General features: G+C 65.3%; 28 protein-coding genes. 13 read left to right on the top strand and 15 right to left on the bottom strand.

Going from position 1 to position 25681, the window contains the following annotated elements:
• Positions 1–3 precede the first annotated feature (3 nt).
• The gene (locus tag AADZ90_RS10670) at positions 4–663 is read left to right on the top strand and encodes a DUF2461 domain-containing protein (protein WP_367309981.1); all 660 of its coding nucleotides are present in this window, start codon (positions 4–6) and stop codon (positions 661–663) included.
• Between the two features lie 439 nt (positions 664–1102).
• Positions 1103–2920 carry a phosphate ABC transporter substrate-binding/OmpA family protein gene (locus AADZ90_RS10665; RefSeq protein ID WP_367309980.1) on the top strand — a complete coding sequence of 606 codons (1818 nt, stop codon included), beginning with the start codon at positions 1103–1105 and terminating at the stop codon, positions 2918–2920.
• Positions 2921–2982: 62 nt separating this feature from the next.
• Here the strand turns inward: AADZ90_RS10665 and cobT are convergent, their stop codons facing one another.
• From cobT to cobS, 4 genes are all read right to left on the bottom strand, one after another.
• Complete coding sequence (cobT, locus tag AADZ90_RS10660; RefSeq protein ID WP_367309979.1) at positions 2983–4863, bottom strand: cobaltochelatase subunit CobT; 1881 nt, start codon at positions 4861–4863, stop codon at positions 2983–2985.
• Positions 4864–4875: 12 nt separating this feature from the next.
• The gene (locus tag AADZ90_RS10655) at positions 4876–5430 is read right to left on the bottom strand and encodes a hypothetical protein (RefSeq protein WP_367309978.1); all 555 of its coding nucleotides are present in this window, start codon (positions 5428–5430) and stop codon (positions 4876–4878) included.
• Positions 5400–6752 carry an EF-hand domain-containing protein gene (locus AADZ90_RS10650; protein WP_411996999.1) on the bottom strand — a complete coding sequence of 451 codons (1353 nt, stop codon included), beginning with the start codon at positions 6750–6752 and terminating at the stop codon, positions 5400–5402. The genes AADZ90_RS10655 and AADZ90_RS10650 overlap by 31 nt, the downstream gene beginning before the upstream one ends.
• A gap of 316 nt (positions 6753–7068) precedes the next feature.
• Complete coding sequence (gene cobS, locus AADZ90_RS10645; protein ID WP_367309976.1) at positions 7069–8055, bottom strand: cobaltochelatase subunit CobS; 987 nt, start codon at positions 8053–8055, stop codon at positions 7069–7071.
• A gap of 36 nt (positions 8056–8091) precedes the next feature.
• Between cobS and AADZ90_RS10640 the strand changes: the two genes are divergently transcribed.
• The 3 genes from AADZ90_RS10640 to AADZ90_RS10630 all read left to right on the top strand — a co-directional run bounded on the left by AADZ90_RS10640 (position 8092) and on the right by AADZ90_RS10630 (position 9247).
• Entirely contained in the window at positions 8092–8220 is a 129-nt protein-coding gene (locus AADZ90_RS10640) for a hypothetical protein (protein WP_367309975.1), read from the top strand.
• 11 nt (positions 8221–8231) lie between these two features.
• Positions 8232–8633, top strand: coding sequence for a hypothetical protein (locus AADZ90_RS10635; protein WP_411996998.1), 402 nt, complete (start codon positions 8232–8234; stop codon positions 8631–8633).
• A 158-nt stretch (positions 8634–8791) separates the two neighbouring features.
• A complete protein-coding gene (locus AADZ90_RS10630; protein WP_411996997.1) occupies positions 8792–9247 on the top strand; it encodes a hypothetical protein in 456 nt (151 codons plus the stop codon).
• Between the two features lie 7 nt (positions 9248–9254).
• Here AADZ90_RS10630 and AADZ90_RS10625 read toward each other — a convergent pair whose 3' ends face one another.
• Positions 9255–10298, bottom strand: a complete 1044-nt coding sequence (locus AADZ90_RS10625; RefSeq protein ID WP_367309972.1) for an extracellular catalytic domain type 1 short-chain-length polyhydroxyalkanoate depolymerase — start codon at positions 10296–10298, stop codon at positions 9255–9257.
• Positions 10299–10570: 272 nt separating this feature from the next.
• Positions 10571–11200: a J domain-containing protein gene (locus tag AADZ90_RS10620; protein ID WP_367309971.1), complete on the bottom strand. Its 630-nt coding sequence runs from the start codon at positions 11198–11200 to the stop codon at positions 10571–10573.
• A gap of 78 nt (positions 11201–11278) precedes the next feature.
• On the opposite strand from AADZ90_RS10620, the gene AADZ90_RS10615 reads away from it, so the two are divergent.
• Positions 11279–11536: a BolA family protein gene (locus tag AADZ90_RS10615; protein WP_367309970.1), complete on the top strand. Its 258-nt coding sequence runs from the start codon at positions 11279–11281 to the stop codon at positions 11534–11536.
• Here the strand turns inward: AADZ90_RS10615 and AADZ90_RS10610 are convergent.
• The gene (locus AADZ90_RS10610) at positions 11533–12015 is read right to left on the bottom strand and encodes a DUF4177 domain-containing protein (RefSeq protein ID WP_367309969.1); all 483 of its coding nucleotides are present in this window, start codon (positions 12013–12015) and stop codon (positions 11533–11535) included. The two genes, AADZ90_RS10615 and AADZ90_RS10610, sit on opposite strands and share 4 nt — an antisense overlap.
• A 247-nt stretch (positions 12016–12262) precedes the next feature.
• Between AADZ90_RS10610 and AADZ90_RS10605 the strand changes: the two genes are divergently transcribed.
• From AADZ90_RS10605 to AADZ90_RS10595, 3 genes are all read left to right on the top strand, one after another.
• On the top strand, positions 12263–12625 hold the full coding sequence (locus tag AADZ90_RS10605) for a hypothetical protein (RefSeq protein WP_367309968.1): 363 nt from the start codon (positions 12263–12265) through the stop codon (positions 12623–12625).
• A gap of 9 nt (positions 12626–12634) precedes the next feature.
• Complete coding sequence (locus tag AADZ90_RS10600) at positions 12635–12934, top strand: hypothetical protein (RefSeq protein ID WP_367309967.1); 300 nt, start codon at positions 12635–12637, stop codon at positions 12932–12934.
• 138 nt (positions 12935–13072) lie between these two features.
• Positions 13073–13783 (top strand): hypothetical protein, encoded by a 711-nt coding sequence (locus AADZ90_RS10595; protein ID WP_367309966.1) that lies wholly within the window; start codon positions 13073–13075, stop codon positions 13781–13783.
• Positions 13784–13786: 3 nt separating this feature from the next.
• Here the strand turns inward: AADZ90_RS10595 and gatB are convergent, their stop codons facing one another.
• Positions 13787–15301, bottom strand: coding sequence for an Asp-tRNA(Asn)/Glu-tRNA(Gln) amidotransferase subunit GatB (gene gatB / locus AADZ90_RS10590; RefSeq protein ID WP_367309965.1), 1515 nt, complete (start codon positions 15299–15301; stop codon positions 13787–13789).
• A 176-nt stretch (positions 15302–15477) separates the two neighbouring features.
• Between gatB and AADZ90_RS10585 the strand changes: the two genes are divergently transcribed.
• Together AADZ90_RS10585 and AADZ90_RS10580 are read left to right on the top strand one after the other, a co-directional pair.
• Positions 15478–16059 carry a transglycosylase SLT domain-containing protein gene (locus tag AADZ90_RS10585; RefSeq protein ID WP_367309964.1) on the top strand — a complete coding sequence of 194 codons (582 nt, stop codon included), beginning with the start codon at positions 15478–15480 and terminating at the stop codon, positions 16057–16059.
• Positions 16060–16105: 46 nt separating this feature from the next.
• Positions 16106–16843: a transglycosylase SLT domain-containing protein gene (locus AADZ90_RS10580; RefSeq protein WP_367309963.1), complete on the top strand. Its 738-nt coding sequence runs from the start codon at positions 16106–16108 to the stop codon at positions 16841–16843.
• Here the strand turns inward: AADZ90_RS10580 and queF are convergent.
• The 5 genes from queF to AADZ90_RS10555 form a co-directional block, all read right to left on the bottom strand.
• Positions 16825–17289, bottom strand: a complete 465-nt coding sequence (gene queF, locus AADZ90_RS10575) for a preQ(1) synthase (protein WP_367309962.1) — start codon at positions 17287–17289, stop codon at positions 16825–16827. The two genes, AADZ90_RS10580 and queF, sit on opposite strands and share 19 nt — an antisense overlap.
• A complete protein-coding gene (locus AADZ90_RS10570) occupies positions 17286–17672 on the bottom strand; it encodes a YunG family protein (RefSeq protein WP_367309961.1) in 387 nt (128 codons plus the stop codon). The genes queF and AADZ90_RS10570 overlap by 4 nt, the downstream gene beginning before the upstream one ends.
• 66 nt (positions 17673–17738) lie before the next feature.
• A complete protein-coding gene (locus AADZ90_RS10565; protein WP_367310220.1) occupies positions 17739–18602 on the bottom strand; it encodes a lysophospholipid acyltransferase family protein in 864 nt (287 codons plus the stop codon).
• A 216-nt stretch (positions 18603–18818) separates the two neighbouring features.
• On the bottom strand, positions 18819–20000 hold the full coding sequence (locus tag AADZ90_RS10560) for an OmpP1/FadL family transporter (protein WP_367309960.1): 1182 nt from the start codon (positions 19998–20000) through the stop codon (positions 18819–18821).
• Positions 20001–20111: 111 nt separating this feature from the next.
• Positions 20112–21002 carry a DMT family transporter gene (locus AADZ90_RS10555; RefSeq protein ID WP_367309959.1) on the bottom strand — a complete coding sequence of 297 codons (891 nt, stop codon included), beginning with the start codon at positions 21000–21002 and terminating at the stop codon, positions 20112–20114.
• Positions 21003–21004: 2 nt separating this feature from the next.
• Between AADZ90_RS10555 and AADZ90_RS10550 the strand changes: the two genes are divergently transcribed.
• A complete protein-coding gene (locus AADZ90_RS10550) occupies positions 21005–21673 on the top strand; it encodes a GFA family protein (protein WP_367309958.1) in 669 nt (222 codons plus the stop codon).
• A gap of 107 nt (positions 21674–21780) precedes the next feature.
• Here the strand turns inward: AADZ90_RS10550 and guaA are convergent, their stop codons facing one another.
• Together guaA and AADZ90_RS10540 are read right to left on the bottom strand one after the other, a co-directional pair.
• A complete protein-coding gene (gene guaA / locus AADZ90_RS10545; protein ID WP_367309957.1) occupies positions 21781–23334 on the bottom strand; it encodes a glutamine-hydrolyzing GMP synthase in 1554 nt (517 codons plus the stop codon).
• Between the two features lie 51 nt (positions 23335–23385).
• Positions 23386–24288 (bottom strand): sulfurtransferase, encoded by a 903-nt coding sequence (locus tag AADZ90_RS10540; RefSeq protein WP_367309956.1) that lies wholly within the window; start codon positions 24286–24288, stop codon positions 23386–23388.
• 434 nt (positions 24289–24722) lie between these two features.
• Here AADZ90_RS10540 and AADZ90_RS10535 point away from each other — a divergent pair, with 434 nt between their 5' ends.
• Entirely contained in the window at positions 24723–25670 is a 948-nt protein-coding gene (locus tag AADZ90_RS10535; RefSeq protein WP_367309955.1) for a trypsin-like serine peptidase, read from the top strand.
• Positions 25671–25681 lie beyond the last annotated feature (11 nt).

Below are 25681 nucleotides of genomic sequence, written 5' to 3'. Positions count from 1 at the left end.
GCGATGGCGGAGGAAGACGGCTTTGTCCGGATGATCGCGGACGCGCAGGCGTTCTTCGGCAAGCTGCGCAAGAACAACCGGAAGGATTGGTTCGATCCGCGGAAGGAGGCGTATCGCGAGACGATCCTGAAACCGGCGGAGCTGTTTTCGACTTTGATGGAAGAGGAACTGTCGAAGCTGACCGGGGCGGGGCAAGTGGGGAAGATCTTTCGGATCTACCGGGATGTCCGGTTTTCGAAGGACAAGACGCCCTATAATGCGCACCTCCATATCTTGTGGTCCGAAGCCGGTGGGGCGCCGCATATGCCGGCTTTTTTCTTCGCGGCCGATCCGGACGGGGTGCGGGCGGCAGTGGGGGCGGTTGGTTACAAGGGCGAGGCGCTGACGCGGTACCGCAAGCTGATCGACGGGCGGGGGGACGATCTGGTGGCGGCGATGGAGGCGGCGGAAGCGTGGCTGATCGATTTCGGCGCGGAGCCCCTGAAGCGGGTGCCGAGCGGGTTCGATCCGGACCACGCCCATGCCGAGCTATTGAAACGAAAGGGGTTTGTCGCGATGACAGACGTTACGGATTGGCGCAGCGGGGGCGTGATCGAGACGGTACGGGACACCTACAAGACGCTGATGCCGGTCTACCGGATGCTGGCGGAGGTCGTTCCATAGGCCGCTACTTATCGGAAACCCCTCCGAATCAGGGTTAAAGCTTTGAATTTGCCCGAAATGGCATGTCGGCACTCTGTCGGCTTTTGGTCGGCTTTCCGTCGGACCCGACCGGCGGCCCCCCCGCGGTAATGGACCGCGCGGTGGGGATTTGGCCGGCAACGGCGCGAAACGATATCGGGATTTCGGAGACATTGCCCATCCGGCGGTGGACAGTCCGGCGGTGAGTCGCAGGAGGTCCGGCGCGGCAGATCGCACCGTTTCCTTTCGTGAACCATTCATCAGGTTGGGCTTGATTGTTGCCCAATAGAAAACAAAAGGCCGGTAACTCAGCAACTGGAAGTTTACGGTAAACCATTTTTTAATTTTTGCCTATCAATTGACCGGATCGCAGGGCTGACTTCCTCTCCAGGCATGTTTTGTGACGAGTGAGGAGAGTGGAATGGACTGCAAGCTGGTTGGTGTGGGCGCAATGCAGGCGCGCCGCAGATATGCCCGGGCCGCCGTGACGGTGGGGCTTTTGCTGGGCAGCGTCAGCCCCCTCGCGGCGGAGCCCATCGAGATGGTGTCGCGCGACGGGACCATACGGTTTACCGGAGAGATCCAGGAGGTCGAGGACGGGATGGTCACCATCGCGACCACGATCGGGACGATCCTGCTGGCCATCGAGAATTTCGACTGCATCGGCGCCGATTGCCCGGACGAGATCCGGACGGCGGGATCGGCCGCGACCGCGGCGGCGCCGGACGATGATGACGACGATGATGATGACGGGGATAACGACGACCGGCAGATGGCCGAGATCGACTTCGACGATTTCACCTTCCAGATCGTCGCCTCGGCCGGGATCGCGGATCAGCTGCTGCCCGTGATCTCGGAAGGGATTGCCGAGGAAAACGGCGCGATCGCGCTGGCAACGGATATCTTCGGCGAGCCGCTGCCGGACGATATCGGCCGCCCTCTGCCCGGCGGGCCGCGTGACGACGATGACGATGATGACGACGAAGAGCGGAGTGCGGGCCGCGATGACGACGACGATGATGACGACGACGAGGGGGGCCTCGACCTGATCAGCATCCGCCTGGTCGAACGCGATGGCGACGAATACCGCCATTACGGGGTGATCATCGAGGAAGAGGAAGAGGCGATCGAGGCGCTGGCCGAGGGCGAGGCCGAGATCATCTTCCTCGACGAACCGGCGGAGCCCGACGATATCCAGGAGGTCGCGCGCGGCGGTGGCGGCAACATCATCGCGCCGGGTCAGGAGCGGGTGATCGCGGTGGAGGGGCTGGTGGTCGCCGTGTCACCGCAGAACCCGATCCGCCAGATCTCGATCGACGACGTGCCGCGGGTCTTTTCGGGCGAGATCACCAACTGGTCGCAGCTGGGCGGGCCGAACGCGCCGATCAACGTCTATTCCTTCGACGAGTCCAATGCGGCCATCCACTATGTGGACGAGCTGGTGCTGGAGCCCGCCGACGCGGAGCTGGGCGACGATATCAACGTCGTGCAGACCATGCGGGAGATGACGGCCAAGATCCTTGGCGATCCGAACGGGATCGGCGTCGTGCCTTACGCCAACCTGCGGGGCACGCGGGCGGTGCCGGTCGCGGCAAGCTGCGGGATCGTGAACGAACCCAGCGTCTTTGCGATCAAGACCGAGGAATACGTGATGCAGCGCCGGTTCTACGCCTATAACCGTGCGGTGGTGTCGCCCGAAGCGCAGGAGTTTCTGGCCTATCTCGACTCCGATCAGCTGGACGGGGTGGTGAACAAGGCCGGCTTTGTCGATCTGGCGGTGATTGCGCAGGATCAGGATGCCAGTTCGGGGCGGACGCAGCGGGCGATCCTGTCGACGGCGGATGCGTTCGAGCTGGGCTTCCTGCGGCGGATGCTTCTGGACATGCAGGACACGCAGCGGCTGTCGACGACGTTCCGCTTCGCCTTCGGATCCAGCCGGCTGGACGTCCGGGCCCGGGCCGACGTGGCGCGGATCGTCGACTACATCGAGCAGAACCAACCGCGCGAGGTGATCTTCGTCGGGTTCACCGACGCGATCGGGTCGTTCGAGGCGAATGCGCGGCTGGCCGAAGGACGGGCCGCGACGGTGCGCGGGACGATCCTGTCGCAGCTGTCGGCCGCCGCGCGGGGCGCCACGCAGCTGTCGACCCGCGGCTATGGCGAGCTGTCGCCCGCGGCCTGCAACGAGGATGACGACGGACGGCAGATCAACCGTCGGGTCGAGATCTGGGTGCGGTAGAGGAGGCCCGCCGTAACCCAGGGATGGGGCCGCCCTGCCTGGGGCGGCCCCTTTCCGTTGGCTCAGGCCACTTTCCGCATCCCGAGCACCCTGGCGCGGGCGCGGGGATCTGGATCGAAGAGGCAGGCGAGCTGTTCGGTCATCGCGCCCGCCAGCTGGTCCACATCGGTGATCGTGACGGCCCGGTCGTAGTAACGGGTCACGTCGTGGCCGATGCCGATGGCGAGCAGTTCGACCGCCTTCTTCTTTTCGATCATCGCGATCACGTCGCGCAGGTGCTTTTCGAGGTAGTTCGCGGGGTTCACCGAAAGGGTGCTGTCGTCGACCGGGGCGCCGTCGGAGATGACCATCAGGACCTTGCGGCTTTCCGGACGGTTCGCAAGGCGGCGATGCGCCCATTCCAGCGCTTCGCCGTCGATGTTTTCCTTCAGCAGCCCTTCCTTCATCATCAGGCCGAGGTTCTCGCGCGTGCGCCGCCAGGGGGCATCGGCACCCTTGTAGATGATGTGGCGCAGATCGTTCAGCCGCCCGGGCGCGGAGGGGCGTCCGTCGGAGAGCCATGCCTCTCGGCTGGCGCCGCCTTTCCAGGCGCGGGTGGTGAAGCCCAGGATCTCGACCTTGACCTGGCAGCGTTCCAGCGTCCGGGCCAGCACGTCGGCGCAGATCGCGGCGATGGAGATGGGCCGCCCGCGCATGGAGCCGGAATTGTCGAGCAGCAGGGTGACGACGGTGTCGCGGAACTCGGTATCCTTTTCGACCTTGAACGACAGCGGCGTCGTGGGGTTGGCGACGATGCGCGCGAGGCGGCCCGCATCGAGGATGCCTTCCTCGAGGTCGAATTCCCATGAACGGTTCTGCTGGGCCTGGAGCCGCCGCTGGAGCTTGTTGGCGAGCCGCGAAACGGCGCCTTTCAGCGGGTCGAGCTGTTGGTCGAGATAGGCGCGGAGGCGTTCAAGCTCGGCCGGGTCGGCGAGGTCTTCGGCTTTCACCTCTTCATCGTTGGCGGTGAGGTAGACCTTGTAGTTGGGATCGGCGTCCGAGACCGGCTGCGGGGCGGGCGGTTCCAGCGGGGCCTCGCCGTCGGGGAGTTCGCTGTCCTCGCCCGATTCCGCGTCGGCCATGTCGTCGAGCGAGACCTGGGCCTGGGACGCGTCCTGCTGATCCTCCTGCGACTGGTCGGGGGCGGCATCCATATCGTCGGAGCGCTGGTCGTCGTCGGAGCCGGTGGAGTCGGGTTCGTCGCCTGCTTCGTCATCGGCCTCGGCATCCTCTTCGGCCTCGTCGTCGCCCTGGTCGGGGTCGTCGCCCAGCTGGTCGCCGTAGCCCAGATCGTCGATGATCTGGCGGGCGAGGCGCGCGAATTGCTGTTGATCGGAAAGCGCGTCCTGCAGGGTTTCCAGCGAGCCGCCGGCCTGTTCCTCGATATAGCCCTGCCAGAGCTTCATGACGTTGTCGGCGGCAGCGGGCAGGGTGCGGCCGGTGGCGAGGTGGCGGATGAGGTAGCCCGCGGCGACGGCCAGCGGGGCCTCGGCCGGGTCGCGGATCTGGTCGTAGCCGCGGCGCGCGGCCTCGTGGCCGATCTTGGCGTCGATATTGCCGGCGGTGCCGGGCATATGCTCGGCGCCCACCGCCTCGATCCGGGCGGTTTCCATCGCCTCGTAGAGGTCGCGGGCCATCTGGCCCGCGGGGGCGTATTTCCGGAAGGTGGCGTCGTCATGGTAGCGGTGGCGGAGCGCGAAGGCATCGGCCGTGCCGCGGGCCAGCAGCACCTCGTCCGCCGTCATCCGGCGAGAGACCTGGGGCAGGCGGATCGCGTCCGCCGTCTGGCCCGGCGGGTCGACCGTGTAGGTGACGCCGATCTCGGGGTCGTCGGCGAGCGTGCGCGTTGCCTCGGCCAGGGCCTTTTTGAACGGATCGGCGGGGTTTTCGGGGTGCTGGGCCATGTTTTCGATATGTCAGTCGGCGGGGGCGGAAGGCAAGGGGGCGGTGCCCCCGCCGCCGCCGAGCATCCGGGTGCAATGGGCGAGGTCGCGGGTGACGAGGTCGCCGTCGGTCGTGGGGCGGCCGTCGAGGATGAAGGCGGTCGACATGCGCACGGCGTAGCTTTCCGACATGATGCCGATCCCGTCGCGGATCGGGGCGGGGGTGCTGTCGGTGAAGAAGCCTTCGGGCTCTGCGGGTTCGCCAGCGCCGATGCGCCAGGCTTGGGTCGCGGCGTCCCGGAAGCTGTCGGCGAGGGCACCTGCGTTTCCGTTGGCGCCGAGGGCGGCGGGCGGCAGGTCGAGCCGGTCGAGCGCGTCGAAGAGTGCTGCACAGCGGATCGCGCGGTAGGAGGGCCAGACCTCGCCTTCGGCCAGCTGGTCGAGGGGGGTCAGGTCGGGCAGGGGATCGGGGCCGAGATCGAGGTCGGCCGCGGCGGGAGAGGCCAGCGCGAGGAGGAGGGCCGTCAGCCCTCCCATCATGAAGATCCCGTCTTTCGTCATCTGCACATGATGGATCCGCCGATACATTCTCCCGTCTCCTCGGAATAGACTGGGGAATGGCCAGGGCTGCCTGCAGGCATGGGCACTCCCGTCCCCAGTATGAAGCGAAGGCGATGGCCACCGTGTAACCCGGCCGGGAAGCGGGGGATCGGCTTAACGATATGATAGTAGCCGTCCGATGTTCTGGTGATGGCGCCATCCCGGATCAGCTGCTGAAGCCCCGCCGTCCGAGGCAGCACCTCGTAAGGCTCGACGGATCCGGAGGCGATGACATCATCGGGATCGAGCGAGGCGATCCCGCCTGGATGCTGGCGGGACAGATCGGTGATGAGCTGCGCCTCAAGACGCCGGTTGTCGCTCCCGCTTTCGGCGTCGAGAGAGACCGGACCATCCTCGGTGAGAACGGTGCGGCGACCGTTGCTTACGATGATGGGGCCCGGAAGGCTTCGTGTGCCCGCGACGAGCACCTCGCCGGAGGGAAGGGCGACCTGATTGACGGTTCCGGGCGTCACGACATGGTCCGGAGCCCGCGCCAAACGGGCAGACATCATTGCGTTCGCTCTGAGTGCATCACCGCCGCCCCCGTCGCGGAAGGGGCTTGGCAGGCAATCCTGGCCGGGAATGAAATGAATCCTGTCGTCTTCAAGCCCGGTGACCCCCGTGCCGTTACGCCACACGCCCACGACCAGCGCTGCAATGCGATCGGTCGCCCCCTCGAACTGCCAGATCACCGTGTTCTGGCTGAGATTGACGACATAAAGGGGGGCTTCACCGTCTTCGATCGTTAAGGTCCCGGTCGTGGTGACCCTGTCCTGGCTCGCGATCGCCAGATTGGAGAGGGACGCGCCGCCAAATGCGCTGAGCATCACGATCTCTGCATTTGCGGGGACCGGCGGGAGATCGCATTCGACGGCCGGGCTTTGTTGGAAGCCCGGAATCTGCCGGATCGTCGGGGCCATCGTGATGCTAAGGGTGGCGGGCGATGTCGGCCGGAGGCTTGTAATGCTGTCGCGTTCGCCCTGGTTGACGCTTCGAACGGCGGCGATGATTTCTTCCGCCGTTACCTCTTTATTGCCGTCGATATCGAATTCGAGAAGTCGCGTGGCATTTCGGGCGCCGTTATGGGTTCTTTCCGCGCGCCGGTTCACTTCGGCGAGGATTTCCTGGGTCGAGAGACCCCTATCTCCGTCCCTGTCGACCTGGATCACAAGGGCCAGAAGATCTGCCTTTCTATTGGCGGGGAGGAATGGCAGCTGGCGGTCCACCTCGGCGGCGGAGATCGCCAGATCGCCGTCGAGATCGAAATGCGTGAACTCCTGAAGGTGACGCGCCCGACCTTCAGCAAGCATTCGCTGCGCCCGAACGTCGATCGCGTCTTGGCTGACAGTGCCGTCCGGTGCGGTGCGATAGAGCTCTGAGAGCGTGTTCTGAACGAAGCTCGGATTGGATCTGATTTGCGATATGGTATCCGCAGGAAGTGCAAGCGTCGGACCAACGTCTTCCGGGCCGGCATCCTGTGCGCCGAGGGCAAATGGACAAACGCAACAAGCGAGAACCGATACAAGGCGTGACAGAGCGGGCATCGCACGCGCCTCCTTTCGCGGTGTAATCCTTACATCGGTAGCGTGTGGCGGAGGCCCCTTCAACAGGCCCCGGAGCGGCAAATCAGCCTAGAGCCATGCTCACCGCGCTTTCCGGCAGTTCCTCGTCGAAGCAGCGCTGGTAGAATTCGGCGACCGTCTGGCGCTCGAGTTCGTCGCATTTGTTGAGGAAGGACAGCCGGAAGGCGTAGCCGACGGAGCGGAAGATCTCGGCGTTCTGGGCCCAGGCGATGACGGTCCGGGGGCTCATGACGGTCGACAGTTCTCCGTTCATGAAGGCGGTGCGGGTCAGGCCCGCGACGGTGACCATCTGGGCCACGGTCTTGCGGCCCTTCTCGGTGTTGTAATGCGGGTTCTTGGCCAGGACGATCGCGGTTTCGGCATCGTGGCTGAGGTAGTTGAGCGTGGCGACGAGGCTCCACCGGTCCATCTGGCCCTGGTTGATCTGCTGGGTGCCGTGATAGAGGCCGGTCGTGTCGCCGAGGCCCACCGTGTTGGCCGTCGCAAACAGGCGGAAGGAGGGGTGCGGTTCGATCACCTCGTTCTGGTCGAGCAGCGTGAGCTTGCCATCAACCTCCAGCACGCGCTGGATGACGAACATGACGTCGGCCCGGCCCGCATCGTATTCATCAAAGACGATGGCGCAGGCGTTGCGCAGCGCCCAAGGCAGGATGCCTTCCTGGAAGTCGGTGACCTGCTTGCCATCCTTGAGCTTGATCGCGTCCTTGCCGATCAGGTCGATCCGGGAGATGTGGCTGTCGAGGTTGACCCGCACGCAGGGCCAGTTCAGCCGGGCGGCGACCTGTTCGATATGGGTCGATTTGCCGGTGCCGTGATAGCCCTGGATCATCACCCGCCGATTCCAGCCGAAGCCTGCGAGGATCGCGAGCGTCGTGTCGGGATCGAAGCGGTAGGTCGTGTCGATATCGGGCACCCGTTCCACCCGCTCGGGGAAGCCTTTGATCTTCATATCCGTGTCGAGGCCGAACACCTCGCGGACCGACAGCTCTTCGGTGGGTTTCGCAAGGGCGGTCTGGGTGCCGTCGGCCATGGCGGGGGTCCTTTGGGATAAGAAGCGGTGCCGGGGATGCACCATATCGCGCGGGCCTTCAAGGGAAAGGCGCGGCAGGTGCGGCGGATTGCGCAAGGGCTGCACGAGGGATATGCGCGGGCTGGTCGGCGGGCGCGCGATATGGGGCGCGAAAGCGACGGATAGAGAGAACGGGTATGATGCAGGTCGACTGGCGGCATGTTGTGGGAATGACAGTGACGGGGGCAGTGGTTGCCGGGGTCGCCGGGTCCTTCGTGGGGATGGGGCTGGTCGGGCTGGGTGCGGGGGCGCTTGGCGGCGGCCTGGGTGGCCTGTTGACCGCCCGGTTCTTCGGGCGCGGCGGCTGGCGGGGCTGGGGTGTCGCCATGGTCTTCGGTCTGCTGGCGACGGTGGTCGGCGCGATGGTTGGCGGGCTTCCCGTCTATGCGATATCCGAAGGGAGCTTCTTCGGCGCGTTCTGGGAGGTCGGGGCCCTCGCGCTGATCGTGGTATTTACCAACCCGGTGAGCGTGATCCTCTGGCTCGCAGGGATGGCGGCCCTGCATGTCCGCGCCCGGCAAACGGTTTCGGACGCTTGATTTTCCTTACAAAATAAGGGATGCAAACGGTGGGAAGCGGGAATGGTTTTGGCGGTCACGCAACGGTGCGCTGCGGATCGGCCCGCTGTCGTGTTTTGCCCACATTCCTGCCAAGTTTGACGGTCAGCGTCCCGCTTCATGGGGAGACGAGTGTTGCGATGCGGAAGATGATGGGGACCGTCTTTGTCCGCAGTCATGCCGAGACCCGGCGGCGACGGGCAATGTTGGTGATCATGCTGTTTGGTGGGCTGATCGCCCATGCCGTCGTGCGTCATCTGAACCAAGCGCCGCTGGAGACGCTGGAGCCCTACGATTACTGGACGATTCTCTCGGGCATGATCGGGGCGGTCATCGCCTATCGCACGGCAGAGGGGCATCTGGGCCTGCCTGGGGTCTGGGGCGCCGTCCGCGCGTTCGGGGCCGGGATCTGGATCACGCTGGCCGGCGCCGTGATCGGGGGCACGCTGGTGCTGCCGGGTTTCGGGACGATGTTCGGCCCGCTGTCGGTGATCGTGACGCTGATCGAGGCGCCGGTGCTTCTGGTCCTGTGGGCCGCCACGATATTCGGCGCACACCGGACGCTGCATAACCTGCGGTTCGAGATGACCTACTGAGGCGCCATCAGCGGAGTTGCCAGAACTCAGCGATGCGGCGCACGGCGCAGATATCCGCGTCGAGGATGAAGGCGCCTTCCAGGCCGCAGGTCTCCGGCTCGCCATCGGGATCGACCGGGACCGCATGGCCGAACCCGTCGAGCGACCAGGTCTCGACAAGTGGGTCTCCGGCGGCGCCGCTATAGACCTCGCGCACGATGCCCCCCATCTCTTCCCGGCTGTCGGCGACGGTGTCGATGCCGTGAAGCGCCGTCCATTGCTCGGTCAGTTCCTGCAGGTTGTCGGGATCGACCGTCTCGTCACCCGTGCCCTGCCAGAGGGAGATCGGGGGCCATTGCGCTGGCTCGGCGGGGAGGGTGTCGAGCACGAAGCGGCGCCAGTCCTCAGGATCGCGATCCGTCAGGGAGGATACGACGATCCCGCAGGCATAGCTGGCATCGATGCCGTCGAGGCCGAAGGTGTGCCGCCAGTACCACCCGACATCGAAGGCGTTGACCGGTCGATTGCAGCCATAGGGGAGGCCCGCAAGGATGGCGCCACCGGCAAACCGGTCGGGGTAGTTCGCCATCAGGACGGCTGTCATCGCCCCTCCGGCGGAGAGGCCGAGTACGTAGACCTCATCGGGATCGACACCCTCGGTCCTGATGGCGAAGTCGACCATCGAGAGGATCGACGCGCTTTCGCCGAGACCCGGCTGGTTGTCGTCGGTGTCGTACCAGCGGAAGCAGCTGTTGAACATGTTTGCCTCCTGCTGCTCAGGCAGCAGGAGGAGGAACGGGATCTCGTCGGCCAGCGCCACGAGGCCGGTCTCGTCATCGAAGACCGAGGCGCTCTGCTGGCATCCGTGAAGCGCGACGACCAGAGGCAGCCCGGCTGCGGCGTCAGCGGGCCGGTGCAGATACATCAGAAGGTCGCCGGGGTTGTCGCCGAAATCATCGATGCGTTCCGCGGCGGTCGATGATTGCGACGCGATGACGGAGATCAGGCCCGCGCTTAGGGCCAATGCCAGCGACCGGATGCCTGCGTGCGCTCGGGATGCAAATGGTCTCATCTGAAATTCCTCTGACACTTTCCTGTCCGGCCTCTGCGGAGAAGCAGGAAGGCGGACGCGAGAACGAATTCGAGCGGCCGCTGGGGCACGCTTCGGAGAGCTGAAATACTTGAGTGCAGCAATCCTAACGGGATCGCGGGGCACCACGAAGCGGTTTCCGTCGACGGGGGCGGGACTAAAGCGCAGACGGCGAAGATTTAGGCGATGCGCCTGCGCGGGCGTGCCCTGCCGGGCAGACATGAGCGGGCCGCCGGGGAAGCCCGGCGTCGCGCTCAATCCTTGAAGCTGCGGCTGCCCTTGAGCTGATCCCAGGCCCAGACGACCTCGGCCAGCTGTTCCTCCTGGCTGCGGTCGCCGCCGTTCATGTCGGGGTGCAGGACCTTGATCAGGGCCTTGTAGGCCTTGCGGATCTCGGCCTTGGTCCAGTTGTCCTTCGCCTCGAGGATCTCGATCGCGCGGCGTTCGGTGGGCGGCAGCTTGCGGGTGCCCGCGCCCTTGCCGGGGTTGCGCGTCGCGTTGTCGCCCAGCACCTGGTGCGGATCGTCGATGCCGAGCCGGGCCCAGGCGCGCTGTTCTTCGCCGCGCTTGCCGAAGGGCTTGGTCTCGCGTTCCCAGACCCGATCCTTGTCGGCCTGTTCCTCGATCTCGGCCTCGGTCGCGGTTTCGAAGAAGTTCCACTTATTGTTGTACTCGCGGACGTGGTCCTTGCAGAACCAGTAATAGTCGTCGAGCGTGTCGGGGCTTTTGGGCGCGCGGTACTTACCGGCCTCTTCACAGCCGGGATGATCGCAGACGCGCGTCGACGTCTCGAACGCGCCGGACATGCCGCGGCGGCCGCGGGGATTCTTCTTCTTGGCCGACGATACGGACATATCGAAGCCGAAGGGATCGCTTTTGGTCATCTGCCCTGCCTCACTTCTCGACTCGGACGAGGGAGTTTAAACGCTGTGACGGATGTTTGAAGAGGTCGGAGAAAAATAATGCGGGTTGCGGAGGAGATTCAGGCACGTCTTGCGGCCGAATGGCCGGAGGCGGAGATCGAGGTGCGCAACGACAGCGCGCGTCACGCGGGCCATGCGGGCGATGATGGATCGGGCGAGAGCCATTTTCATGTGACGATCGGGTCTGACGCGCTGACCGCGATGTCGCGGCTGGCGCGGCACCGGGCGGTGCATGCGGCAATCGGTCCCGACCTGATGGGACGGATCCACGCGTTTGGGTTGACCGTGCGGGACTAGCTTTCGGGCCGCCGGTCGGCGCGCAGGCGGGTGTCGGGTTCATCGTCGCCCTCATCGTCATCGCGGAAGGTCGCGGCGAGGCGATTGGGGTCGACGCCGCTGTCCTCGGTCTGGGCCTCTTCCTCTTCGGCGGTGAGGGGCGGATCGCCGATGGGCGGCGTGTCGTGGTTGGAAGGCAGGGGGCTGCGCGGGGCGGCGATGGCGAGGACGGCGGGGGCATGATCGTCCTCGGTCCCGGCGGCGCTGTCGCGTCGGGGGCGGCGGAAGACAAGCACGTTCTGGTAGACGGTCGTGCGCGAGGTCAGGCCCTGGCGTTCTTCCGCCGGCAGGGTGTCGGTGCGGACATATTCCCAGCCATCGGCGGCCTCTTCGTTCATCACCGTCTCGAGCGCATGGGCGAACCGGGCTTCCGGCCCTTTGACGCCCTTGCCCTTCAGCCCGCGCCGGGGCGCGGGGACGACGCGATACTCATAGATCATTGTGCCTGTCCTTATGCGGCCTCGGGGCCGGATTTGGCGCAAGCTATCAGAGGCGGGCGGCAGGTCCAAGGCGGTGGGCGCGGGACAGCAGGACGCCGCTCGCGTCCGGCGCGGACGCGCCGCCCGCATCGCCCCGCCCGCCGTCCCGCAAGGCCGGGGGCAACAACCCGGGATTGTCTTGGCCCGGCCTTGATCCTGCCCGATTGCGGCGGGACGGGAGGTGGGACAGACGACCAGGAGATATGTCATGCGCGCGCTTTCCTTCATTCTTTGCTCTGCCCTCGTGGCCTGTGCGCCCACGCCGAAAGGCGTCGGCTTTGACGACCGGATCGGCGGCGCCACCCTTGCCGGAGAACCGGCGGTGGCCGATCCCGATGCCGCCTATCGGGTGCCGGTGCGAAACGGGGAGCCGGTGGTGACGGTGACTGGCATTAGGACGGTAACGGAGCAGACCACGATCGCTGCCGATGGGCGGACCCGCACGACCCGGACGGTGGAGATCGGAACGCCGCCTTCGCAGCCTGTCACGGCCCCCAACGCCATGCGGGTGAGCCCGAATTCGGCTGTGCCTGTGCATCGCGTGAGCAATCCTCGGATCAGCGCCGACTGAGGCTATCGGGTGAGCCAACAGACCGTCCTCGCAATTCGTCAAGCCGGTGACAGCAGCATAATGGCCAATGACGCGGTCACTGTGCCCTTCGCGTTCGAGGGAATCACGGGGAAGATCCGGCGGGTCAATCTGAACGGCTCTGACTATCTTGTCGTAGAACCTGTCCGAGGCCTTCCTGCGCGTGATGGCCGCAAGAAGGCGCTCGCCGCCGAGGCCGCTGCGCGGATGGCGGGATGTGAAAGTGATGGCCGGGGCCTAACCCATCATGGCTGGGGCGCAACGGCCTGGATCATTCTCGTCGACTGCTGACGCGGGCAGCGCTGTTGGCGGGCGGGCCGGATGTCCGATGGAAAGCAAGGCGCTCGCCGGTAACCTTCGCCTATGGTGCATGTTTTCGCCACATTTATGTCGAAAACTTCCGTGCGTGACGAAGGGAGTTTTTATGTCATGAAGTATTCTGTTTTTCTTTTGAGCATTGGGCTGGCCGCGTGCACCGGGGGCCAGCAGGGGGTCGGCTTCGGCGACCGCGTCGGTGGCGGCGAAGGTCGGTCGCCGACTGCCGTTTTTGGAGAGGAGGCCGAATTTGCGGTGCCCGTGCGCGACGGGCGCCCGGTGGCCGCTGAACGAGGCGATGGGTCCGGGCGTGGTGTCGTGCAGGTCGAAGTGACGACGGAAACGCGGGTGGGCGGCCAGCAGACGCGGACGGTGCAGACCGTTCAGGTGCCGGCGCCCGGTCCCGCACCGACGCCAGCCGCGGCACCCGCGCCTGCGGCGGAGGCCGCACCGGCTGCGTCGACCGAGACGGCGCCCTATTACCGGGTTCGGGCCGAAAGCCTGAGCGACGCGGATCTCGACGGGATCGAAGCGGCGGCGGCCGAGGTGATCCTGAGCGTCGGGGATACCAACCCGCGGCGCGATGATGCGCAGACCGTGCCGTTCCAGTCCGGCGGGGTCAGCGGCGAGCTGCGCCGGGTCGAGGTGAACGGGCGCAATTTCGGCGTGATCGAGCCGGTCTCGCGGGAGTTGCCCGGCGGGGCGGAGGCGCGGGCGACCATCGGCGCCGACGTGGCCGCGCGGAGCCGCTGCGAGCGGGCGGTGCGCGACCGGGTCGTGACCGTCGGCGGGTCGAGCAGCTGGATCTTCGCGCTTGAGTGTTGAGCCCTAGAGCCCCAGCTTGGCCGCCACGATCTGGTTGACGGCCTTGGGGTTCGCCTTGCCGCCGGTGGCCTTCATCACCTGACCGACGAACCATCCGGCAAGCTTGGGGTTCGCCTTGGCCTTTTCGACCTGGGCGGGGTTGGCGGCGATGACGTCATCCACCGCCGCCTCGATGGCGCCGGTATCGGTGACCTGCTTCATTCCGCGTTCCTCGACGAGGGTCGCGGGGTCGCCGCCTTCGGTATAGACGATCTCGAACAGGTCCTTGGCGATCTTGCCCGAGATGTCGCCTTTGGAGATGAGGGCCACGATGCCGCCCAGCTGATGGGGGCTGACGGGGCTTTCGGTGATCGGCGTGTCGCCGTCTTTCTTGAGGCGCCCGAACAGCTCGTTGATGACCCAGTTGGCGGTGAGCTTGCCATCGTTGCCTTCGGCGGCGACCTCGAAATAGACGGCGTTCTCGGCCTCGGCCGTCAGGACGGAGGCATCGTATTCGGAGAGGCCGAATTCGGTGACGAAGCGGGCCTTCTTCTCGTCCGGCAGTTCCGGCAGGTGGCTGGCGATGTCGTCGACCCAGGCCTGTTCGATCTCGAGCGGCAGGAGGTCGGGATCGGGGAAGTAGCGGTAATCGTGCGCCTCTTCCTTCGACCGCATGGAACGGGTTTCGCCCTTGTCGGGGTCGTAGAGACGGGTTTCCTGGGTCACGCTGCCGCCATCCTCGAGGATCGCGATCTGGCGGCGCGCCTCGTAATCGATGGCCTGCTGGATGAACCGCATGGAGTTCATGTTCTTGATCTCGCAGCGGGTGCCGAGATGCGAGAAATCCTGCGTTTCCATATACTTCTCGTAATCGCCCGGACGGCAGACCGAGACGTTGACATCGGCGCGCAGGTTGCCGTTCTGCATGTTGCCGTCGCAGGTGCCGAGATAGCGCATGATCTGGCGCAGCTTGGCGACATAGGCCGCCGCTTCCTCGGGGCCGCGGATATCGGGGCGGCTGACGATTTCCATCAGCGCGACGCCGGTGCGGTTGAGATCGACGAAGGACATATGCGGGTCCATATCGTGGATCGATTTGCCCGCATCCTGTTCGAGGTGGATGCGCTCGATCCGGACGAGGCGGGCGATGCCGGGTTCCATATCCACCAGCACTTCGCCTTCGCCCACGATCGGATGGTAGAGCTGGCTGATCTGATAGCCCTGCGGCAGATCGGGGTAGAAGTAGTTCTTGCGGTCGAAGGCCGAGGTCAGGTTGATCTGCGCCTTGAGGCCGAGGCCGGTCTTGACCGCCAGCGCGACGCAGCCCTCGTTGATGACCGGCAGCATCCCCGGCATTCCGGCGTCGATGAAGGCGACGTTGGAATTGGGTTCGGCCCCGAATTCGGTCGAGGCGCCGGAGAAGAGCTTGGCGTTGGAGGCGACCTGGGCATGGACCTCGAGCCCGATCACCAGCTCCCACGGGCCGGTCGCGCCTTCGATGACCTTCGGTTTCGGGGCTTCGTATGTGAGATCGAGCATGGCTCTCGTCCTTCTCTCGCGTCGCGGGTCCGTCCTAGGCGCGGGCGCGGGCAGAGGCAAGATGGCGGTGGGCCGCCGGGGTCGGCGGTGCTCCGCATATCCGCGATCACGTGGGTTGCCTTTCTTGGCGGATTTATCAAGGTGGCGCGGGGGTTTGACCTGAGAGGGACGACCTGATGCGAGGAATTCGAGCGGGACTGGCCGCGCTGCTGCTGCTGACGGGATGTGCGGCGGTGGACGATGATGCCGATGAGATGTCGTTCATGACGACGCTGCCGCCGATGGCGTGGGATCACCGGCCCGAAGCGCCCGTCTGGACGAGCGCTGCGCTGATGGCGATGGAGAATCACGGCACCGGCCTGATCTCGACCGTGCCCAGCGATGTGGAGCGGTGGTGCCCCAACTATCCCGAAGCGACAGCGCCCGAGCGCGCGGCGTTCTGGGTCGGGCTGCTGTCGGCGCTGGCCGAGCATGAGAGCACCTGGAACCCGCGCGCCGTGGGCGGCGGCGGGCGCTGGTTCGGGCTGGTACAGATCGCGCCGGCCACGGCCCGCGGCTATGGCTGCCGGGCGACCAATGGCGAGGCGCTGAAGGATGGGCAGGCCAACCTGTCCTGCGCGATCCGCATTGCCAGCGCACAGGTGCAGCGGCGCGGCAGCGTGGCGCGCGGGATGCTGGATTGGGGGCCGTTCCATTCGGGATCGAAGCGCGCCGAGATGCGGGCCTTTACCCAGTCTCAACCATATTGCACTGGATGAATTTGGCGCTTGATCCGGTGGGCGGGTTTAGAGCAAATTGGCCAGAATGCTGCGTATATCTCTGATCTGTCTGGCTTTTTGCGCCGGTGCTGTGGCCGCGGCGGAGCCGCCCCGCCCCGAGGCGCGACCGGACATCTGGAACAAGCGGGCGCCTGTCGCCTCGCCCGATGTGCGGCCCGTGCAGCGGGTTCACGGGATGCCGCGCACCCGCTGGGATTTCCGCCGCGACAGCGCGCTTTGGACGCGTGCGGCGATGTCGGCGATCGATGCCCATGGGGCGCCGCTGCTGGATGTCGTACCGCGGGACATTGCGGAATGGTGCCCGGCCTATCCCGAGGCCTCCGACGAGCAGCGCAAGGCGTTCTGGGTCGGTCTGATGTCGTCGCTGTCGAAGCATGAAAGCACCTATAATCCGCAGGCCGTGGGCGGGGGGAACCTGTGGTTCGGCCTGTTGCAGATCTATCCACCGACCGCGCGTGGCTATGGTTGCCACGCGACGACGGGGCGGATGCTGACCGATGCGGCCGACAATCTGAGTTGCGCGGTGCGGATCATGGCCGTCACGGTGCCGCGCGACAATGCGGTGGCGCTGCATGACGGGCGGTGGCGTGGGGTGGCGGCCGATTGGGGGCCGATGGTCAGTTCGGCCAAGCGGCGTGACATGGCCCGTTGGACCCGCCGGCAGACCTATTGCCGCCTGATGGCCGATGTGCGACCGCAGGGCCGGCCCGGACGGGTCGTGGAGCAGGCGCGCGCCAGCCAGTCCTACCCTCTGCCGCGATAGGGCGGCACGCCCTGATCGGGGATCCAGATGCCGTCGGGCATCGGGCCGGTCTGCCAGAATACGTCGATCGGGATACCGCCGCGCGGATACCAGTAGCCGCCGATTCGCAGCCAGTGCGGCGTCAGGAAATCGGCGAGGCGGCGGGCGATGGAGATCGTGCAATCCTCGTGAAATGCACCGTGGTTGCGGAACGCGCCGAGGAACAGCTTGAGCGATTTGCTTTCCACCAGCCACGCGTCCGGCACGTAATCGATGACGAGGTGGGCAAAGTCCGGCTGCCCCGTCATCGGGCAGAGCGAGGTGAATTCGGGCGCGGTGAAGCGGACGTTGTAAAGGACATCCGCCTGGGGGTTCCGCACCCGCTCAAGCTCTGCCTGGTCGGGGCTTTCGGGCAGGGTGGTGGCGCCGCCGAGCTGTTTCAGGCCGCTGTAGATATCGTCGGTCATGCCGCGCCCTCTGCCGCGTCGAGATGGGCCAGCAGGTTGCGGCGCAGGGTGTCGTATTCCCTCTGCGGGATGCCGGTCATCGCGGCGTCCCGCGTCGTCAGCTCGTCATCGTAGGTGTCCGGAGCGTCGAACCGGGCGCCCGGCGCGGTGAACTGGCTGTCGGTCAGGTCGGTCCGGTTCCCGCCGATGCGGTTGTAGTAGTGCCAGACGCCGGGGAGCCTTGTTCGCAGGACCTCGCCCCCAAACAGATCGTGGACGACTGCCGCGGTGACATTGCATTGACCGGATGCAGGGTTGTCGGGTGTCCATTGAACCGCTGTTTCAAGGGACCAAGCCCGGAAGAGCGCGTCGCGCACCTGTCCTTCGGCGAAATCGTGTCTCATGGGCCTGTCCCCTTGCGAACGCTGACAGGTCTATGCGGGGGATGCGGGCCTTAGGCAAGCAGCCGGTCAGGTCAGCCGCTTGGCCGGGCGCCCAAGGGGGCGGCGGTGGGTGAAGGGGCTGTCGTTGGGGACGGCCATTTCCAGCACCGCGCGGCGCAGCATCGCGATGCCCGCGTCGGGGTCCGCGGGAATGGCCGAGGGCGAGACCGGTTCGCCCACCGTCAGGCGGAAGGGCTGGCGGTCCTTGTTCAGCGTCTCGTTGAACAGCGTGATGTCCCTGAGCGTTGGGTGGAGCAGGTCGAAGAGGTAGAAGAGGACCGAATTCCGCGCGCGCACATGGATCGGGATCACGGGCAGGTCAAACTTTTTCGCGAGCCGCGCGGCGGAGGACATCCAGGGGCGTTCGTGCAATTGCAGACCGCGGCGTTTGGCGAGGCGCCCGGAGGGAAAGATGACGCCGAGGCGCCCTTCGTTGACGGCGTCGCGGGTGAACATCATCGTCTCGCGTGCGCTGGCGGCGGACCGCTTTTCCTCGCGCCATTCGACGGGGGCGATCATGTCCTCCATCTGGGGCAGGACGCGGAGTATATCCCGATTGGCATAGAAATAGGCGTCGTTGCGTACCCGTGTGATCAAATGGTGCAACATGATGCCATCGGCGATGCCGGTCGGGTGGTTGGCGACGATGATCGCGGGACCAGAGCGCGGGATGTGCTGCAGGCCCGAGACCTCCACGTCGCGGGCGAGCCGGCGGGCCATCGCATCCATGATCTCGCGGCTGGAGCGGTCGCGCAGGATCTCGGCCAGGGCGATGGTCGCCGGATAGGCCAGGGCGCGTTCGAGCGGGCGTTGGAACAGGGTCGAAAGAACCCCCGGACGGTGCAGCCACGGGGCACGTTCGGCGATCAGGGGGTCGATGCGCATTTTCATGGGCGTCATGGCGGCCCTCAAAGCAGTCTCGTGTGACAAACAGACGACACTTTGAGAAGTTCCCATAGGGAAACACGCCGCGCCACCCGGGTTTTCCCGGATCGGCGGATTGTTTCCGGTTTGGGGAAGGAGGGGCGGACCCAGTGGGTGCGGCCTGCCGACGAGGAAACAAAAAAGCCCCGCCGAAGCGGGGCCTTTGAAAGGGATTTGCGCGGCTCAGAAGCGGAAGCCGAAGCTCGCACCGATACCGATCGCGGTGTTGTCCTCGAATTCCGTGTCCGAGCCGTCGGTCGCGTCGCCAAGCCAGATGTATTCGGCGCCCACGGTCATCTCGACATTCTCGTAGGTGTAGCTGCCGCCGATGCCGAGGCTGCTGCGCCCGTCGGTCGGGGCCAGGCGCGAGGCCTCGTCACCGTTGCTGGGTTCGTGCGTTGCGCGGACAAAACCAGAGAAGTCATCGCTGAACCGGCGGCCAACGCCTAGCTGGTAGGTAAAGGCGTCGTTGTCGATGCCGGTGACGCGAGCATTGAAAAGCTCTTCGTAGGCAGGAGGCTCTACTTGCCAAACCGACCATTCAGCCCATTGAACTGACCCGAAAAGAAGCGTGTCCTGTGCGATGCCGGTCTGGAAGTCGAGCGTGACGACCTGGGGCATTTTGATTTCGGTTGTCGTGTCGTCATCGATCTCGAATTGCCCAGGAATACCGGCCAGCGCCTCAGCGCTATCGAATTCATATTCCAACTCTGATTCGTAGGTCAGGGATACGCGAAGGGCGATTTCCGGGCGCTCGTAGGCTACCCCCACGACATATCCCGTTGCGCCGTCGCGGTCCGCTTCTGCTGAGTATTCCAGTGATCCAAGTGGGGCATTGTTGCCGACAAACTCTGCCTGAGGATTGCCACTCGAAAGAAGCCCACCTCGAATAAGGGAGTCGGGAAGAATGATCCGAGCTTCACTTTCCACATAGCGGACGCCGCCATATACGGAGAAGTTGTCGTTCATCTTGTATTTGAGCAGCGCTGCCAGTTGGCGGCTATTCCACTCCGCAAAGAGGCCATCATAGAACCCCTGGCCGTAATTCGCATCTGCGCCATAGGGTGAGTTCAAGAAAAGACCAAAGCTGAGCTGATCGGTGAGGTCATTCTTGTAGGTGAAGCCGATGTTGAAGTAGTCCCCGGCCATGTTTCCGGTGGTGTCGGTTCCAATGACCGCGACCCCGGCAAGTTGATCGGAATAGTCGCCTTCGACGTTCGGGAAGACGTTGGAGAAGGTCAGCTCCATATAGCCGCCGTCTTCGAACAGGTTACCGTATGGGTTGCGCGTCCGCTCGATCCCGGCGGCGCTGAGGGCCGAGGTGGTCATCAGCAAAACCGCCCCCGCCGTGAGTACTCTTGTCATGGATCCGTCCCTATCCTGAGGATGCCTCGTTATTGTGCGTTCGAGCTTAGGGAGCGGTTAAAACACGGGTCAATTCGTGACGCTGGGTCATAATCATTCGGATTGGGGCCGTCACGTTTTTGCAATATTTCGCGGCCCCGATGGTGCGCTCGCGCGCAGGTTGATGACGTTGGCTGCAATGATGATCAGACCACCGACAAGGACCGCGAGTTCGAGTCGCTCGTCATAGAGCGCCCAGCCAACGATCGCGATCACCGGCAGGCGGGCGAAATCGATGGGCATGACAATGGTTGCGGGGGCGAGGGTCAAGGCCTTGGTCAGGCAGGTATGGGCGCAGAGACCGGCAAGGCCGATGAGGATCAGCCAGGGGGTCGTCCGGGCGTCGGGCAAGGCCATCGCCCCATCGGCCCCTGCGCAGATCAGGCCGAAGATCGCCTGGAGCCCGGTGAGGTAGAAGAGGATCGTCAGAAGGCTCTGGCTGCGGGTGAGGCGCCGGGTGAGCAGGGCTGTGATCGCAAAGAAGATCGCGGCGCCGGCGGCGGCGATGGTTCCGAGGTCGAGCGTTGCCGCCGAGGGCTGTGTGACGATGAGGATGCCAGCGAACCCGATCACGCCTGCCAGGAGGTTGATGGCGGTCAGGCGTTCCCGCAGGATGAGGGGGGTCAGCAGCATCGCCCAGATCGGCGCCGTGAACTCGATCGCGAAGACCTGGGCGAGCGGGATGAGCGTGATCGCCAGAAACCACAGGTTCTGACCCGCGAAATGGAAGAGATTGCGGACCAGATGCGCGCCGAGGCGGTCGGTCCTCGCCTGGGCGAGCTGTCCGGTTGCGGTGGCGATGGCGAAGATGAGCGCCAGCCCGACCAGGCTGCGGTAGAACATGATCTCGAACGTGTCGTGATCCGCGCCGATCTCGCGGCCGGCGACGGCCATCAGGCTGAACGAGGAGATGGTGCCGAGCATCCAGAGCGCGGCGGTGGCGGTCGGCCCCGGGCGGATCATGGATGGGGACGGCGCTCGCGCCCCGCCACGATGTGGCCGGGCGCATCGCCCCGCCCACCATCCCCGGCGGTTCGGGCGACCTGGATGCGGCGCGGTTGTCTTTGATCGGCAAACATTACCAAGATCCCGTGATATGGGAGTGTTCGAACCACAGGACGGCGTGGAAGGCGAGCGATTTCGCGGCCGCGGGATTTGACCGCTCCGACGGGATAGCGGATTGTCCAGGTATGTCAGCCGAGCTTCCGCAGATGATCACAGGCCGGTGCTATTGCGGGTCGACGACATTCCGGACGACAGCGCCGCCGACAAGTGTCGCCTATTGCCACTGCAACGATTGCCGCCGCGCGACGGGTGGGCCCGTTGCCGCTTTTGCCGCCTTCGAAGACGGCGCGATTGCGTTTGAGCCGGACGAGGGGAAACGGGTCAGCATGACCCCGGGTGTGACCAGGACGTTTTGCGAGACCTGCGGGTCGTCGCTGACGGGCCGGTACGATTACTTGCCAGGGCAGGTTTATGTGCCTCTGGGGGTGATTGATCAGGCCGATCTTCTGGTGCCGCAGATGCATGCGCATGAGGCGCAGAGGCTGCCCTGGCTTCATATCCGCGATGATATCGAGCGTTTGGACGCGACGGCGACGGCTCGGCTAGCAGAGTTACCGAGCCGAGAGTGAGCGTCGGTGAATGATGGACGTTCCGAGTTGCCTGCGAGTTCTCACGGAGGGCTCACCACTCATGTTGAAAGTGGCGCTGACGTTATCGGGGTTTCATCGGCACGCGGTCACTCCCATTCTATCGTGCCCGGCGGTTTCGACGTGATGTCATAGGTGACGCGGTTGATGCCCTCGACCTCGTTGATGATCCGCGTGGCGGTCTCGCCGAGGAAGTCGTGGGTGAAGGGGTAGTAGTCAGCGGTCATGCCGTCGACTGAGGTCACCGCGCGGAGGGCGCAGGCGTAATCGTAGGTGCGGCCGTCGCCCATGACGCCAACGGTGCGGACGGGCAGGATCGCGACGAAGGCCTGCCAGATCTCATCATAGAGGCCGTGCCTGCGGATCTGGTCGATATAGACGGCGTCGGCCTTGCGGAGGATGGCGAGCTTGTCGCGCGTGATCTCGCCCGGGCAGCGGATGGCGAGGCCGGGGCCGGGGAAGGGGTGGCGGCCGATGAAGCTGGCGGGCAGGCCAAGCTCGTGGCCGAGCGCGCGCACCTCGTCCTTGAAGAGCTCGCGGAGGGGTTCGACCAGCTTGAGCCCCATCTTTTCGGGCAGGCCGCCCACATTGTGGTGCGACTTGATCGTGACGGAGGGGCCGCCGGAGAAGCTGACCGATTCGATGACATCGGGGTAGAGGGTGCCCTGGGCCAGGAACTCCGCCCCGCCGACCTCGGCTGCGTGTTTCTGGAAGACGTCGATGAACAGCTTGCCGATCGTCTTGCGCTTGGTTTCGGGATCCGAGACGCCATCGAGCGCGTCGAGGAACAGGTCCGCCTCGTCGGCATGGATCAGCGGGATGTTGTAGTGGTCGCGGAACATGGCCACGACTTCGGTCGCCTCGTTCTGACGCAGGAGGCCGTGATCGACGAAGACGCAGGTCAGCTGGTCGCCGATCGCCTCGTGGATCAGGACGGCGGCGACCGACGAATCGACGCCGCCCGAGAGGCCGCAGATCACCTTGGCGTCGCCGACCTGCTCGCGGATCTTGCGGATCGCCTCGTCGCGGTAGCCGGCCATCGTCCAGTCGCCGGTAAAGCCTGCAAGGCGCACGAAGTTCTCGTAGAGCGTCTTGCCGTTGGGGGTGTGGTGAACCTCAGGATGGAACTGGACGGCGAAGAAGTTACGGTTCAGATCGGCGGTGATCGCGTAAGGCGCGTTGGGCGAGGTGCCGTGGACGGTGAAGCCCGGGGCGATCTCGCTGACGTGGTCGCCATGGCTCATCCAGACCTGCTCGCGCCCGTCCAGGAACCAGCCGGTGAGAAGGTCGATCCGCTCGTCCGGGGCGGTGACGTAAGCGCGGCCGAACTCTGCCGTGCCCTCGCCGCGGACGACCTTGCCGCCCAGCATGTCCATCATCACCTGCTGGCCGTAGCAGATGCCGAGGATGGGCACGCCAAGCGTGAAGATCGCCTTGGGCGGGCGCGGTGCGCCTGGATCGGTCACGCTGGCGGGCCCGCCAGAGAGGATGATGGCGCGGGGGGCGAAATCTTTCAGGAACGCCTCGGTGACGCTCTGGAACGGGTGGATTTCACAGTAGACATTCAGCTCGCGCAGGCGGCGCGCGATGAGTTGCGTGACCTGGCTGCCGAAATCGATGATGAGGAGACGTTGGTGCGACATGCCCCGCGGCATAGGTTGCAGCGGGGCCGTAGACAAGGCCTGAGCCGCCGCCTAGCGCAGCGCCGTGATCCTGCGATTGCGCGCGCTCAGCGAGTGGCCATAGACCCGCACGTTCGGGATGCCCGCGATCTCGCTCGCCATGAACCAGTCGACGGCGGCAAGCGCACCGTTGTTGCAATAGGTGATGACATCGCCGAATTCCCAGGTCAGGTCGGCCGCCTTCACCCGCATGAAAATGTCGAGCACCTCGCCCGCCTGTCCGTCTTCGCCGGTGATCAGGCTGGTCGCGTCCATCGTGAACGATCCATGCAGGGACGCGTCCCGGGCGATCTGCTGCAGCGGGCGTGCGTCGAGAAGCTGCGCCTCGCTTTGACCGGCGAGCACCGCATCGACATCTTCGTGGGTGGCCAGCCAGGAGGTGTTGAGAGTCGCAACCTCGAAGGACGGCACGATCGGCGTCGGGTCGGTCGAGAGCTCCTGCCCGGAGGCTTTCCATGACCGGATGCCGCCGTTGAGGATCGCCAGTTGCTCGAACCCGGCGGTCTTGAGCAACCAGTAGACCCAAGCGGCCGAGCCGAAATTGCCTTTCGCCGCGCTGCTATGGACAATGACGACAGGGCGGTCCCTGGTCAGCCCGGCAGCGCGGATGAAGTCGGTCAGATCGTTCTCTGCCGGGATCGAGAGCGGATCGGCCCAGAGCTTGCGCCAGTCGCCATAGGGCACGTTGATCGATCCGGGCACATGTCCCGCCGCATAGCTGAAGAGCGGGCGAATGGCGGACGGGTTTCGGATATCGATGACCTGCGGGGACGCATCCTCCATCAGCTGGACGAGTTCCGCCGGGCTGATGAGCGGCCGCAGGTCGATCTGCTCTTCCTCCGGCGCCTCAAGGGTGGCCTCCGCGATGCTGATCGTGCTGTGAAACGCAACCGGGCGATCATATCCCTGTGCCATTAAGGGCTGAGAGATCGCAGCCATGCTCAAAAGTGCCGCGAGCCCTATGGGCGCGCGCGTGAGACTCTTCACCATTTACCAACCTCGCTTTTTGCTCGGCGACGGCCGCAACCGCGCAGCGCGTCACATACTTGTTACAACACCTCCATCTGAGCCTTTGAATTAGGACGACGTTGGGGAAGGGGGCGGGCTGTTCTGAGATGAGTTCGCCTTAATCAACGCAGTTATCCATCCTGGCGGTGCACCGGCACTGCGTCTACAAACCCAGGTTGATTTGCGGGTCGCAGCCGTCTCTGAGGTCTGCGTGAGGCGGGGCGGTACTCCGGACGAAAACAAAGCCACCTTGGGGTCCGGCAGGGTAGCGCATCCATGCGATACCGTGGGAGGCCGGTTGGGCGTAACATCGGACGCGCGCCATCAAGGAGCCCGGCCAGATGGACTGGATCACGACCGCTGTCGATCTCGACCGCATCGATCAGGCTGGACCTGCGCCGGGGCGCGCGCTGCGGCCCGCACCCGACCTGCTGCAGCGCCCCTTTCGCTATGTCTGTTCGATCGTGGCCCAGTTCCCCGAGCAGAAGATCCTCAACCTCAAGCACGAGCTTTACAATCGGCCTTTCATGGGCGGCACTGGGATCATCATCTCGCCCAGACACATCCTGACCTGCGCCCATGTGGTCCGCGCCTGGAGCATCTTCGGGAAAAGGGGCGGCCGGATGACGAAGATCCTCAAGCCGGATTTGATCTACGTCACGCCCGGTCGCGTGGCGAGCAAGGGAAACGTTCCGAAGAGCCGCATCGGGACTTGGAGGGCCGTGAGGTCCTGGGTGCCGTCGGGCGCCTTGCGCTACGACCGCGAAGGCGACGCGACCGAGGGGGTCTTTCGCGCGCACGATTTCGCCCTGATCGAGGTGCAGACCAATGATGACCGGCGCTATCCCGGCGACACGCGCCTGCCGGGTGGCGGCACGCTGGGCTGGTGGTGCAAGCCGCGCGAAAACTCCATCCGCGTGTCCACATTCGACGGCGGCTTGTCCAAGCGGCGCGTCAACGTCGCGGGCTATCCCGAGCGCGAGGGCGGCAAGAACGACCGGATGCGGCTGGGCCTTAACGATGTCATTGATACGTTCCCGCCAGATCGGCGGACGGGACGTGCCCTGCCGATGGTGCGGTACGCGGTGAACACGCGCCGCGGGATGAGCGGTGGGCCGATCTGGGTCTACAAGCCCGACGGTCCTTACCCCCGCCAGCTGGTCGCGTTGCACCATGCAACGGAAACCAGCGGCAACAGACGCTATGCGACTGGCCTTCTGATCCGGCCCGCCCTGCGGGCGTTCCTGCGGGCCAGAGGTGTGCCCTCGAAGGTGCTGCGCTTCTCCTGACTGGCCGTGAT

Source organism: Aestuariibius violaceus (assembly GCF_040779325.2).
GTDB lineage: Bacteria > Pseudomonadota > Alphaproteobacteria > Rhodobacterales > Rhodobacteraceae > Aestuariibius > Aestuariibius violaceus.
Note: the sequence above shows the minus strand (reverse complement) of the source record. Positions and strands in the feature narration are given on the sequence as shown.